Consider the following 12,968-nt stretch of genomic DNA (forward strand, 5'->3'; position numbering starts at 1 on the left):
CCGCCACCAGCATCGAGACGCCGGCGTCGGAAACACCCAACTCCGCCGCGGCGGCGCGCACCGAGCCCAGCCGCACCACCGCCGAATAGGCCCTAAGTTGAGCCGGAGTCACGTCATGAGCTTACGTTTAAAAGCGTGCGTGACGTCCTTGCCGAGCTGATGGCGATCTGGCGCGCCGGTGAAACCGCGGGCCTGGGCACGGTGGTGCGCACCTTCCGGTCCGCGCCGCGCCCGCCCGGGGCCTCGATGATGGTGGCGCCGGACGGTGCGGTGACGGGCTCGGTGTCGGGCGGCTGCGTGGAGGGCGCGGTCTACGAACTCGCCAGCGAGGTCGCCAGGACCGGGACGCCGCGGCTGGAGCGCTACGGGGTCAGCGACGACGACGCGTTTGCGGTCGGGCTGACCTGCGGCGGCATCATCGACGTCTTCGTAGAGCCGATGTCGCGCGCGACGTTCCCCGAACTCGGCGCGGTGGCCGACGACGTCGGCGAGCACCGCCCGGTGGCCGTCGCGACCGTCATCGCGCACCCCGACGAGCGCTGGGTCGGGCGCCGCGTCGTGGTCCGGCCCGACGCGCTGGCCGGGTCGCTGGGTTCGGCGCGGGCAGACGCCGCGGTCGCCGACGACGCGCGCGGCCTGCTGGCGGTGGGCCGCAGCGATGTCCTCGAGTACGGGCCCGACGGGCAACGCCTGGGCGAGGGCATGGAGGTGTTCGTCTCCTGCTTCGCGCCGCGCCCCCGGATGCTGGTCTTCGGTGCCATCGACTTCGCCGCGGCCCTGGCGCAGCAGGGATCGTTCCTCGGCTACCGGGTCACCGTCTGCGACGCCCGCGAGCTGTTCGCCACGCCGGCGCGTTTCCCCACCGCCGACGATGTCGTCGTCGACTGGCCGCACCGCTACCTCGCCGCCCAGGCGGAGGCGGGCGCCATCGACGCGAGCACCGTGATCTGCGTGCTCACCCACGACCCGAAGTTCGACGTCCCCGTGCTCGAGGTGGCGCTGCGGCTACCGCGGGTCGGTTACGTGGGGGCGATGGGATCGCGCCGCACCCACGACGACCGGATGAACCGGCTGCGGGCCGCGGGCCTGACCGACGCCGAGCTGGGCCGGCTGTCCAGCCCCATCGGGCTGGACATCGGCGCCCGCACACCCGAGGAGACGGCGGTGTCGATCGCCGCCGACATCATCGCCAAGCGCTGGGGCGGCGGGGGCCGCCCGCTGAGCGAGACCGCCGGCCGGATCCACCACGACGCCCCGGAGCCGCAGGTAGCGGGCGAGTTCAGCGATCGCTTAACTCGCTATTGACGCGTGTTTGGTAGCGGCTGACACTGGCCGCATGCAAGTACCTGGGCCCTTCGAATACGAACGCGCGACCAGCGTCGACCACGCCGTTGGCCTGCTGGACCGGCTGGGGGAGGGGGCCCGCGTGATCGCCGGCGGGCACAGCCTGCTGCCGATGATGAAGCTGCGCATCGCCAACCCCGAATACCTCGTCGACATCAACGACCTGGCGCCCGAGCTCGGTTACGTGATCACCGACCCCACCCTGGTGCGCGTCGGCGCCATGACGCGGCACCGCGAGATCCTGGAGTCCGACACCCTGGCCGCCGTGTGCCCGATCTTCCGCGACGCCGAACGGGTGATCGCCGACCCGGTGGTCCGCAACCGCGGCACCCTCGGCGGCTCGCTGTGCCAGGCGGATCCGGCCGAGGATCTGGTCACGGTCTGCAGCGTGCTGGACGCGGTGTGCCTGGCCCGCGGCCCCTCGGGTGAGCGGGAGATACCGATCGACGAGTTCGTCGCCGGTCCCTACGAAACCACCTTGGCGCACAACGAGATCCTGGTCGAGGCCCGAATCCCGGTGCGGCTCAACACGTCCAGCGCGTACGCCAAGGTGGAGCGCCGGGTCGGCGACTGGGCGGTGACGGCTGCCGGGGCGGCCATCACCCTCGACGGCGGCGACATTGCCGCCGCGCGGGTGGGCCTGACCGCGGTCAACCCCGACCCGTCCGCCCTGACCGAGGTTTCGGCGGCGCTGGTCGGCCGGCCGGCCACCGACGAGACGTTCGCCGAGGCGGGTCGGCTCGCCGCCGCGGCGTGCGAGCCGGTGACCGATGTCCGCGGCACCGCCGACTACAAGCGGCACCTGGCCTCCGAGCTGACCATCCGCACGCTGCGCAGCGCGGCTCAGCGCGTGCGCGAAGGGAGCTAGCCAACCATGCAGGTGAACATGACCGTCAACGGCGAGCAGGTGACCGCGGAGGTCGAGCCCCGGATGCTGCTGGTGCACTTCCTGCGGGATCAGTTGCGGCTCACCGGAACCCACTGGGGGTGTGACACCAGCAACTGCGGGACGTGCGTCGTCGACGTCGACGGCGTGCCGGTGAAGTCCTGCACGATGCTGGCCGCGATGGCGTCCGGCCACAGCGTGCGGACCGTAGAAGGCCTGGCCGTTGATGGACAGCTCGACCCGATCCAGGAAGGCTTCATGCGGTGCCACGGGCTGCAATGCGGCTTCTGCACCCCGGGAATGATGATCACCGCCCGCGCCCTGCTCGACCGCGATCCCAACCCCGACGAGGAGACCATCCGGGAGGCCATCTCCGGGCAGATCTGCCGCTGCACCGGATACACCACGATCGTGCGCTCCATCCAGTGGGCCGCGAACAATGCTGCGGCGGAGGCACAGTCATGACCACGATCGAATCGCGCCCGCCAGTCCCCGAGGGACCAGAAGACCTAGTCGACAACGACCAGAAGCCGTGCGGCCACGGCCGGATGCTGCGCAAGGAGGACCCGCGCTTCATTCGGGGGCGCGGCACCTACGTCGACGACGTCGCGCTGCCGGGCATGCTGCACCTGGCGATCCTGCGCTCACCGTACGCGCACGCGCGCATCGCCGGCATCGATACCACTGCGGCGCAAGCACATCCGAAGGTCAAGGCCGTGGTGACCGGCGCGGACCTGGCCGAGAAGGGCCTGGCGTGGATGCCCACGCTGTCCAACGACACACAGGCCGTCCTGGCCACCGACAAGGTGCGCTTCCAGGGCCAGGAGGTGGCGTTCGTCGTCGCCGAGGACCGGTACTCGGCCCGCGACGCGCTCGAGCTGATCGACGTCGACTACGACCCGCTGGACCCCGTCGTCGACGTGCGCAAGGCGCTCGACCCGTCCGCCCCGGTAATCCGCACCGATCTCGACGGCAAGAAAGACAACCACATCTTCGACTGGGAGACCGGCGACGCCGCCGCAACCGACGCGTCGTTCGCCAGAGCCGACGTCGTCGTCAAGCAGGAGATCGTGTACCCGCGGGTGCACCCCGCGCCGATGGAAACCTGCGGCGCGGTGGCCGATTTGGACCCGGTGACCGCGAAGCTGACGCTGTGGACCACCTCGCAGGCGCCGCACGCGCACCGCACGCTGTACGCGTTGGTCGCCGGCCTGCCCGAGCACAAGATCCGGGTGATCTCGCCCGACATCGGCGGCGGCTTCGGCAACAAGGTGCCGATCTATCCGGGCTACGTGTGCGCGATCGTCGGCTCGCTGCTGCTGGGCAAGCCGGTGAAGTGGATGGAGGACCGCAGCGAAAACCTGACGTCCACCAGCTTCGCCCGCGACTACATCATGGTCGGCGAGATTGCCGCCACGAACGACGGCAAGATCCTCGCGATCCGGTCCAACGTGCTGGCCGATCACGGCGCGTTCAACGGCCAAGCGGCGCCGACGAAATACCCGGCCGGCTTCTTCGGGGTGTTCACCGGCAGCTACGACCTGGAGGCGGCCTACTGCCACATGACCGCCGTGTACACCAACAAGGCGCCCGGCGGGGTGGCCTACGCCTGCTCGTTCCGCATCACCGAGGCGGTGTACTTCGTCGAGCGGCTGGTGGACTGCCTGGCGTTCGAGCTGAAGATGGACCCTGCCGAGCTGCGGCTGCGAAACCTGCTGCGGCCCGACCAGTTTCCCTACCAGAGCAAGACCGGCTGGACGTACGACTCAGGTGACTACGAGGCCACCATGCGCAAGGCCATGGAGATGATCGGCTACGACGCGCTGCGGGCCGAGCAGAAGGAGCGCCGGGCCCGCGGCGAGCTGATGGGCATCGGGATGTCGTTCTTCACCGAGGCCGTCGGCGCCGGCCCGCGCAAGGACATGGACATCCTCGGCCTCGGCATGGCCGACGGCTGTGAGCTACGCGTGCACCCGACCGGCAAAGCCGTTGTGCGGCTGTCGGTTCAAAGCCAGGGGCAGGGCCACGAGACGACGTTCGCGCAGATCGTCGCCGAGGAGCTCGGCATCCCGCCCGACGACATCGAGGTCGTGCACGGCGACACCGATCAGACCCCGTTCGGGCTCGGCACCTACGGCAGCCGCTCGACGCCGGTGTCGGGCGGGGCCGCCGCACTGGTGGCCCGCAAGGTGCGCGACAAGGCCAAGATCATCGCCTCGGGCATGCTCGAGGCCTCGATCGCCGACTTGGAGTGGGAGAAGGGCTCCTTCCATGTCAAGGGCGACCCGTCGGCGTCGGTGACCATCCAGGACATCGCGATGCGCGCGCACGGGGCGGGCGACCTGCCCGACGGCATCGAGGGCGGCCTGGACGCCGAGGTCTGCTACAACCCGGAGAACCTGACATACCCCTACGGCGCGTATTTCTGTGTGGTGGACGTGGATCCGGGCACCGCGGTGGTCAAGGTGCGACGCTTCCTCGCCGTGGACGACTGCGGCACCCGCATCAACCCGATGATCATCGAGGGCCAGGTGCACGGCGGCATCGTCGACGGCATCGGGATGGCGTTGATGGAGATGATCGCGTTCGACGAGGAGGGCAACTGCCTCGGCGGATCGCTGATGGACTACCTGATCCCCACCGCGGCCGAGGTGCCGCACCTGGAGACCGGCTTCACGGTGACGCCGTCGCCGCACCACCCGATCGGCGCGAAGGGCATCGGCGAATCGGCCACCGTCGGATCGCCCCCTGCCGTGGTCAACGCGGTGGTGGATGCGTTGGCGCCGTTCGGGGTTCGGCATGCCGACATGCCGCTGACGCCGTCGCGGGTGTGGGAAGCGATGCAGGGCAGAGCGAGGCCACCCATTTGATGACCATCAGCGAGCGCGCTCGGCAGTTGTTGGCGGCGCGGACACCGTTCGTGCACGCCACCGTGGTGCGCGCCCAGCCGCCCACCTCCTCCTACCCGGGCGACGAGGCAATCCTGTTGGCCGACGGCACAATCGAGGGCTTCGTCGGCGGCCAGTGCGCCCAGAACTCCGTCCGCAAGGCGGCGATGGGCGCGCTGCAGGCCGGCGAAAGCGTGCTGCTGCGAGTGCTTCCCGACGGCGACGTGCACTTCCCCGAGGCGCCCGGCGCGTGCGTCGTCGTCAACCCGTGCCTGTCCGGCGGATCGCTGGAGATCTTCCTGACGCCCCAGCTGCCGGCCCCGCTGATCCGGGTCTACGGCGCCACGCCGATCGCCGAGGCGCTGGCCCAGGTGTGCGGCGTGCTCGGCTACGACGTGCGCACCGACGGCGACCTGTCCGACGCGACCGCCGTCGTCATCGCCAGCCACGGCGGGCCGGAAGCCGAAACCATCCGCGCGGCATTGGATCACGGCATCGGCTACATCGGCCTGGTCGCCAGCAAGGTGCGCGGCGCCGCGATCCTGGACTCGCTCGACCTGTCGCCGGAGGAGCGGGCGCGGGTGCACACCCCGGTCGGGCTGGCGATCGGCGCCAAGACCCCCGCCGAGATCGCGGTCTCGATCGCGGCCGAACTCATCGCCGGCATCCACGGCGGCCTGCGCCGCGCCGTCTCTCCGGAGGCCGTCGCGAGCGAGGCCGTCGATCCGGTGTGCGGCATGACGGTGACGATCGGGCCCGCCACCGAGCACCTGCGGGTGGCCGGCGCCGACCATTGGTTCTCCGGCCCGGGATGCCGCGCCGCGTTCGCCGACCGGCCAGCCGGCGCATGACCGGGCAGCCCGTCACCGGCGTCGTGCTGGCGGCCGGCGGTTCGCGCCGGCTGGGCACGCCCAAACAGCTTCTGCCGTACCGGGATACCACCCTGCTCGGGGCCACGCTGGAGGCGGCCCGCGGCGCCGGGTTCGACCAACTCATCGTCACGCTCGGCGGCGCCGCGCGGGCGGTGCGCGACGCGGTGGCACTGGACGGGGTCGACGTGGTGGATGTCGACGACTTCGGGACTGGGTGTGCGGCCTCGCTGCGCGCCGCGCTTGGACTGGTGGACCCCCGCGCCGCCGGCATCGTGCTGATGCTCGGCGACCAGCCCCGGATGGACCCGCTGACACTGCGGCGCGTCGCGGCCGAAGGCACGCAAGCCGACATCGCCGTGTGCCGCTACGTCGACGGGATCGGGCACCCGTTCTGGCTGGGCCGCGGGCTGTTCGGCGAACTGCGCGAACTGCACGGCGACAAGGCGGTGTGGAAGCTCATCGAGTCGGGCCGGTACCGGGTGCGCGAGCTCGCGGTCGACGGCCCCGTTCCGCTCGACGTCGACACCTGGGACGACTACCACCGGCTGGTGCGGTCATCATGACGCTCACCGATGTCGACGACGTGATCGCCCGCTTCGACGCGCACGACTACCTGCTCGATACGGGAACGGCGTCGGCGATCTATCTGGCGGTCACGCTCGGCCGGCCGCTGCTGCTGGAGGGCGAACCGGGCGTCGGGAAGACCACGGCCGCGAAAACCCTTGCCGCGGTGCTGGATACCCCGCTGGTCCGGCTGCAGTGCTACGAGGGGCTGACCGCCAGCGAGGCGCTGTACGACTGGAACTACCAGCGCCAGCTGCTGTCCATCCGGCTGGCGGAGGCCCGTGGCGCCACCATCGAGGAGGCGGACCTCTACACCGAGACCTACCTGGTCGACCGGCCCATCCTGCGGTGCGTGCGGCACCGCGGCCCGAAGCCGCCGGTGCTGCTGATCGACGAAATCGACCGCGCCGACGACGAATTCGAGGCGCTGCTGCTGGAGTTCCTCGGCGAATCCGCGGTCACCGTCCCCGAGCTGGGCACCTTCGTCGCCGAGCGGCCCCCGATCGCGGTGCTGACCTCCAACCGCAGCCGCGACCTGCACGACGCGCTGCGCCGCCGCTGCCTGTATCACTGGATCGATTACCCGGAGCCGGCCCGGGCCGCCGCCATCGTCCGGCGCACGGTGCCGGGCGCGACGGCGCCGCTGATCGAGCACGCCACCCAATTCGTCGGGCGCACCCGCGATCTCGACCTGGACAAGCCGCCCGGGGTCGCCGAGACGATCGACTGGGTCGCCGCCCTGGTGACGCTCGGCGTCGCCGACCTGGTCGACGAGGCAACCGTGACCACCCTGGGGGCGCTGGCCAAGACCCCGGACGACCGTACTCTGATCCGCGACGCGTTTACTGAGTACAGCCGCACCTGAGAGGACCACAGCATGAAGATCGCCAACCAGTTCACCGTCAGCGCACCCATCGAGCAGGCCTGGGACGTGCTGTGCGACCTGGAACAGGTGATCCCGCTGATGCCGGGAGCGCAGCTGACCGGCCACGAGGGGGACGACTACCTGGGCAAGGTCAAGGTCAAGGTCGGCCCGGTCACCAGCGAGTTCAGCGGCAAGGTGCGCTTCGTCGAGCTGGACCGCGAGCAGCACCGCGCAGTCATCGACGGCAAGGGCAAGGAAGCGCGGGGCACCGGCAACGCCGCCGCCACGGTCACCGCCCAGCTGCACGAGGACGGCGACCGCACCAGCGTCACCGTCGATACCGACCTCAAGATCGTCGGCAAGCTGGCCCAGTTCGGCAGCGGCATGCTGCAGCAGGTTTCGGAGAAGCTGCTGGGCCAGTTCGTGGAATCGCTGGAGGCCGAACTGGCCGCCAAGAACAACGGCGCCCCGGCGCCGGAAGCGGCGTCGGAGGAGCCGATCCCGGCCTGGCCGGCCAACCCCGTCCCGGGAACGCGGCAGCCCCCGGCTCCCGAGCCCGAGCCCATCGACCTGCTCGAGCTCGCCGGCGGCGACCAGCTCAAGAAGTACGCCCCGGTGCTGCTGGCCGTGCTCGCCGCGCTGCTTCTCGGTTGGGTGCTCGGCCGGAGGCGTTAGCGCGTCGTGCCCACCCCACTGCTGCTGCGGGGCGTCGACCTGGCCGCGTTCGCGGCCGCCCTGGTGGCGCGCCTGCGCGGCGCGGGGGTGCTGGTGCCGGCCAACGGCCCGGCCGACTTCGTGCAGGCGCTGCGGCGGTTGGTGCCGGACACCACCCCGGCGCTGTACTGGGCGGCCAGGCTGACGCTGGTGAACCGGATGGAAGACCTCGTCGCCTTCGACGCCGTTTTCGCATCGGTCTTCGGGGCGGTCGGCACCGAGGGCGTAGCCGAGCCGGCCATGCCCCTGCCCGGCCCCAAGACGCCGGCGGCCGGCACGGTGCGGCCCGCCGGCGGCCCGTCGCAGCCCGGCGCGCACCAGCTGCCCTGGGCCACCCGCGCCACCGCCGACCGGGACGCCACAGCGACTAACCTCGTGCTCCCGGACCCGCTGCCCAGCCGCATCGCCGCGCGCGCCGACGAGCCGTTCGACCGTTTCGACGCGCAAGACCTTCGGCTGCTCGGCTCCTGGCTCGAGGCGACCGTCGCGCGCTGGCCGCGGCGGCGCAGCATGCGCTTCGAACCCAGCGCGGGCGGCAAGCGGATCGACCTGCGGGCCACCCTGAACGCGTCGCGCGCGACCGGCTGGGAGTCGGTGATCCTGGCGCGAACCCGGCCCCGCCGCCGGCCCCGGCGGGTGGTCCTCGTCTGCGACGTGAGCCGCTCGATGCAGCCGTACGCGGCGGTGTATCTGCACCTGATGCGCGCCGCCGTGCTGCGCCAGGCCCGCATCCGCCCCGAGGTGTTCGCGTTCTCGACGTCGCTGACCCGGCTCACGGCGGTGCTGTCGCACCGCTCGGCCGAGGTAGCGCTGCAGAAGGCCAACGTGGAGGTCGCCGACCGCTACGGCGGCACGTCCATCGGTCGCAGCGTCGCCGCCCTGCTGCGCCCGCCGCACGGCAACGCGCTGCGCGGCGCGGTGGTGATCATCGCCTCCGACGGCTGGGACAGCGATCCGCCCGACGTGCTCGCCCACGCGATGGCCCGGGTGCGCCGCCGCGCCGCGATGCTGGTGTGGCTCAATCCCCGTGCGGCGCAAGGCGACTTCCAGCCGCTCGCCGGTTCGATGGCCGCCGCCCTGCCGTACTGCGACCTGTTCCTGCCGGCGCACTCGCTGACGGGTCTGCGCGAGCTGCTCGCGGCGCTGACCCGCCCACGGCTATCAATCGCGTCGTAGCGGGTATCAGACAGTTCATGGGAGCCAGCACAGAACCCCGTGCACAGCGCCAATGGCTGATACTCGGGGTCATCGGGATTGCGCAGCTGATGGTGGTGCTTGACACCACGATCGTCAACATCGCCTTGCCCTCCGCCCAGGCAGCCCTGCACTTCGGCACCGAGAGCCGGCAATGGATCATCACCGCCTATTCGCTGGCCTTCGGCAGCCTGCTGTTGCTGGGCGGGCGACTGTCCGACCTCGTCGGGCGCCGGCGCACCTTGCTGATCGGCCTGGCGGGATTCGCCATCTCGTCGGCGATCGGTGGTGCGGCGACGGGCTTCGGCATGCTGGTTGCCGCCCGGGCGGCCCAGGGTGTGTTCGCCGCGGTGCTCGCCCCGGCGGCGCTGTCGACCCTCAACGTCACGTTCACCGACGCCAAACAGCGCGGCAGGGCGTTGGGCGTGTACGGCGCGATCGCCGGTGGGGGCGCGGTCGTCGGGCTGTTGCTCGGCGGCGCGCTCACCGAATGGCTGTCGTGGCGGTGGTGTCTGTACGTGAACCTGGCCTTCGCGGTCGTGGCCGCGGCGGGCGTGCTGGCGCTCGTCCCGTCCCGAGACGAGCGCGGCAGCGTGGCCCGGCTCGACTGGCCCGGCATCATCGCCGCCTCGGGCGGGCTGTTCTGCCTGGTTTATGGCCTGTCCAACGCGGAAACCGACCGCTGGGCCGCGCCGCTGACCGTGGGGATGTTCGTCGCCAGCGCCCTGCTGCTGGTCGCCTTCGCGGTCATCGAGGCCCGGGCCGCCGCGCCCCTGCTGCCGCCGCGAATCGTGATGGACCGCAACCGCGTTGGCGCGTATCTGGCCATCATGGTGGCGTTCTGCAGCATGTTCAGCGTCTTCCTGTTTCTCACCTACTATGCCCAGCAGAATCTGGGCTATAGCCCGCTCAAGACCGGCGTCGCGTTCTTGCCGCTGACCGTCGGCATCGCGGCCTCGGCCGGTGTGGCCAACGCCCGCTTGATTCCGCGCTTCGGTCCTCGCCGGGTGATCCCGCCCGGCATGCTGATTGCCGCCGGCGGCATGTTCTGGTTGGCCCACTTGGACATTCATTCCACCTATGCGGGCGACGTGCTGGGGCCCCTCTTCCTCTTGGGTGTCGGCACGGGCCTGACGTTCGCGCCGGCGATCGCGACCGCCACCGCCGGCATCACCGGCAAGGACGCGGGCGTCGCCTCCGCCATGGTGAACACCACCCAGCAGATCGGCGGGGCCATCGGAACCGCCGCGCTGTCAACGATTTTCGCGTCGGCCCTGACCCGCTACATGACCAGCCACCGCCCGCCGAGCCCGGCCCTGCGACCCGCCGCCGCGATCCATGGCTACGGCGTCGCGTTCAGCGTCAGCTGCGCGCTGTTCCTGGCCGGCGCGGTGGTCACCGCGCTGCTGTTGCGCGGCGCGCCCGTCGACTCCTCCGAAAAACGCCACCGCACAGCGCAATTGAATCTGCGCCGTCCGGCGTCGGATTCGTACGAGGCCGCCGTGTTAGGGGCGTCGGTCGCCATCGCGCTGATTGCGGTCGTTCTGACGGCGACGGCATTGCATCGATCGGAATCGCGGGGCGAGGTCGTTCGTGGCTGCGTGGCCACGACCAAGCCGCAGGTCGAGCATTACCGGCCCGGCGCCCTCAACGAACTGGCCAACATGCGCGACTGCGAATCCGTCAACGCACGTGCGCTCAATCGATCGCCGCGATGAGCTGCTCGGGCGTCAGGGGCAGGGACCGGACCCGGACGCCCAGCGCGTCGTAGACCGCGTTGGCGATCGCGGCGGCCGTCGGGCCCTGCGCGCACTCGCCGATCCCCAACGGCGGATTGCCCTGTCCGGCAAGCAATTCGACGTCGACCGCGGGCACCTCGGAGAACCGCAGGATGGGGTAGGTCTCCCAGGTGTCGCTGGTGACGTTGAACTCGTCGAAGCGCACCCGCTCCTTGAGCGTCCAGCTGGCGGCCTGGATCGCGCCGCCCTCGATCTGGTTGGCCGCGCCGTCGGGGTTGATGACCAGCCCGGCGTCCACCGCGATCACCAGCCGCCGCACCCGGACCTCCTCGACCGCTTCCACCTCGGCGACGACGGCGCAGTACGCGGCCGCATTCTTATACCGCGCATACCCGACACCGCGCCCAACGGCCTCCCGCGGCGCCCAGTCATCCCACCCGGCCCGCGTCGCCGCCGCCCGCAGCACCGCCCCCGCGCGCGGGTCGGACAGGTGCGCCAACCGGAACTCCACGGGATCGCGGCCCGCGGCCGCGGCCAGCTCGTCCATGAACGACTCCGCGGCAAAGACATTGACGAAGGCGCCCAGCGAACGCAGCGCCGAGGTGCGCAGCGGCATCTCGGTCAACAGGTGATTGATCACCCGGTAAGACGGAAAGTCGTAGCCCGGCACCGAATTACGCCCGGTGCCGCCGCCCCACTCGACCGGCGGCTCCCCGCCGGCCCGGATCGGCTCGCCGCCGGCGCGTTCGCTGGCCGCCAGCAACGCCGGCGTCGGCGTCGTGCCCGGGCGCCCCATGTAGCTGCCGCTCCAGATCTCGTGGCGCCAGTCGACCACGGCGCCGTCGGCGCCGCACTCGGCGGCGATCTCCACGACGGCGGCGGGACCGAAAGGCGCCCAGGCCAATTCGTCGGCGCGCGACCACGCCAGGTGCACCGGGCGCCCGGGGACCGCCCAGGCCAGCAGCGCGGCGTCCATGGCGGCGTCGTCGGCGCCATTGTGTCCGTAGCAGCCCGCACCCTCGACGTGGCGCACCACCACCCGATCGACCGACAGGCCAAGCGCGGCAGCCAATTCCCGACGCAACACGTGCACGCCCTGGCTGTGCGACCAAACCTCCAGGCGCCCGTCCGGGTGCGACAGCGCCGCCGCGGCCGACGGCCCGATCGACCCGTGCGCCAGGTACGGCCGGTGATAGCGCGCCGAATGCGATCGCGCCGAATTCACCGACGCCGCAGCCTCTTTGGATGCCAGAACCCATGTCTCGGCCGCCGCCGACACCAGGAACCCGGGAAGATCGTCCTCGTCGGGCAGGGTCGGGCGCTCGTCCCACCGAGCGTCGGCGCGCAGTCGCTCGGCGGCGCGCACCGCGACCTCCTCGCGTTCGGCCACCACGCCGAGGAATTCGCCGTCCCGCACCACCGTGATCACGCCCGGCAGCGCCCGGGTGGGGCCGTCGTCAAGATCACGCAACCGCGCCCCGCGCGACGGCGGGCGAACCACGCGGCCATATAGCTGCCCGTCCAAAACGAGGTCGTGCAGGTAGCGCGGGCGCCCGGTCAGCTTGTCGGGCAGGTCCAGCCGCGCGACGTCGGTGCCGACGACCGCGTAGGCCGACTCCGGCTTGGGCGTCGCCGCGCCGGTGGCCGCCCGATCCAGCAGTCGGGCGCGGCGCTGCGCCAGGCGTGCGCCGAGGCGCGGGCGATCTACCTCGACGTCGCGGCGGCCAAGCTGGCCGTGGCGCCCGACGACCTGGACGTCGACGACGGCGAGATCACCGGCCCGGAAGGGGCGTCCACCAGCTACTGGGAGCTGGCCGACGATGCGCTGCTGGATCGGGCGGCCACCGGCGCGGCGACGCCCAAGCCGGAGTCGGCCTACGCGGTCGTCGGCACCGCGGTCAC

Annotated in this window: 13 protein-coding genes; 11 read left to right on the top strand and 2 right to left on the bottom strand. The window is 71.4% G+C overall.

All coding sequences use genetic code 11. From position 1 onward, the window contains the following. Positions 1–112: LysR family transcriptional regulator (locus A9X00_RS29675; RefSeq protein ID WP_156771987.1), on the bottom strand; the 112-nt coding region annotated here is incomplete at its 3' end. 23 nt (positions 113–135) lie between these two features. Between A9X00_RS29675 and A9X00_RS07990 the strand changes: the two genes are divergently transcribed. Genes A9X00_RS07990 through A9X00_RS08035 form a run of 10 tightly spaced genes read left to right on the top strand, consistent with a single transcriptional unit; the run spans position 136 to position 11,045 of the window. Beyond that, positions 136–1,305: an XdhC family protein gene (locus tag A9X00_RS07990; RefSeq protein WP_067151584.1), complete on the top strand. Its 1,170-nt coding sequence runs from the start codon at positions 136–138 to the stop codon at positions 1,303–1,305. A 31-nt stretch (positions 1,306–1,336) separates the two neighbouring features. Then, on the top strand, positions 1,337–2,212 hold the full coding sequence (locus A9X00_RS07995) for a xanthine dehydrogenase family protein subunit M (protein WP_067151587.1): 876 nt from the start codon (positions 1,337–1,339) through the stop codon (positions 2,210–2,212). Positions 2,213–2,218: 6 nt separating this feature from the next. Continuing rightward, complete coding sequence (locus tag A9X00_RS08000) at positions 2,219–2,695, top strand: (2Fe-2S)-binding protein (RefSeq protein ID WP_067151590.1); 477 nt, start codon at positions 2,219–2,221, stop codon at positions 2,693–2,695. Further along, a complete protein-coding gene (locus A9X00_RS08005; RefSeq protein ID WP_067151593.1) occupies positions 2,692–5,100 on the top strand; it encodes an aerobic carbon-monoxide dehydrogenase large subunit in 2,409 nt (802 codons plus the stop codon). The genes A9X00_RS08000 and A9X00_RS08005 overlap by 4 nt, the downstream gene beginning before the upstream one ends. Beyond that, a complete protein-coding gene (locus A9X00_RS08010; protein WP_067151596.1) occupies positions 5,100–5,969 on the top strand; it encodes an XdhC family protein in 870 nt (289 codons plus the stop codon). The genes A9X00_RS08005 and A9X00_RS08010 overlap by 1 nt, the downstream gene beginning before the upstream one ends. After that, the gene (locus A9X00_RS08015) at positions 5,966–6,553 is read left to right on the top strand and encodes an NTP transferase domain-containing protein (RefSeq protein ID WP_067151614.1); all 588 of its coding nucleotides are present in this window, start codon (positions 5,966–5,968) and stop codon (positions 6,551–6,553) included. The genes A9X00_RS08010 and A9X00_RS08015 overlap by 4 nt, the downstream gene beginning before the upstream one ends. Next, positions 6,550–7,419 carry a MoxR family ATPase gene (locus tag A9X00_RS08020; protein ID WP_067151599.1) on the top strand — a complete coding sequence of 290 codons (870 nt, stop codon included), beginning with the start codon at positions 6,550–6,552 and terminating at the stop codon, positions 7,417–7,419. Before A9X00_RS08015 ends, A9X00_RS08020 begins: the two co-directional genes overlap by 4 nt. A gap of 12 nt (positions 7,420–7,431) precedes the next feature. After that, positions 7,432–8,094, top strand: a complete 663-nt coding sequence (locus tag A9X00_RS08025; protein WP_067151602.1) for an SRPBCC family protein — start codon at positions 7,432–7,434, stop codon at positions 8,092–8,094. A gap of 6 nt (positions 8,095–8,100) precedes the next feature. Continuing rightward, positions 8,101–9,309, top strand: a complete 1,209-nt coding sequence (locus tag A9X00_RS08030; RefSeq protein ID WP_067151605.1) for a VWA domain-containing protein — start codon at positions 8,101–8,103, stop codon at positions 9,307–9,309. A gap of 17 nt (positions 9,310–9,326) precedes the next feature. Beyond that, positions 9,327–11,045 carry an MFS transporter gene (locus A9X00_RS08035; protein WP_067151608.1) on the top strand — a complete coding sequence of 573 codons (1,719 nt, stop codon included), beginning with the start codon at positions 9,327–9,329 and terminating at the stop codon, positions 11,043–11,045. Here the strand turns inward: A9X00_RS08035 and A9X00_RS08040 are convergent. Continuing rightward, entirely contained in the window at positions 11,026–12,537 is a 1,512-nt protein-coding gene (locus A9X00_RS08040) for a xanthine dehydrogenase family protein molybdopterin-binding subunit (RefSeq protein ID WP_197515098.1), read from the bottom strand. The genes A9X00_RS08035 and A9X00_RS08040 overlap by 20 nt on opposite strands. A gap of 63 nt (positions 12,538–12,600) precedes the next feature. Here A9X00_RS08040 and A9X00_RS31220 point away from each other — a divergent pair. Next, a partial coding sequence (locus tag A9X00_RS31220; RefSeq protein WP_197515099.1) for a molybdopterin-dependent oxidoreductase occupies positions 12,601–12,968 on the top strand: 368 nt, incomplete at its 3' end.

The organism is Mycobacterium sp. 1245805.9 (genome assembly GCF_001672915.1).
Lineage (GTDB): Bacteria > Actinomycetota > Actinomycetes > Mycobacteriales > Mycobacteriaceae > Mycobacterium.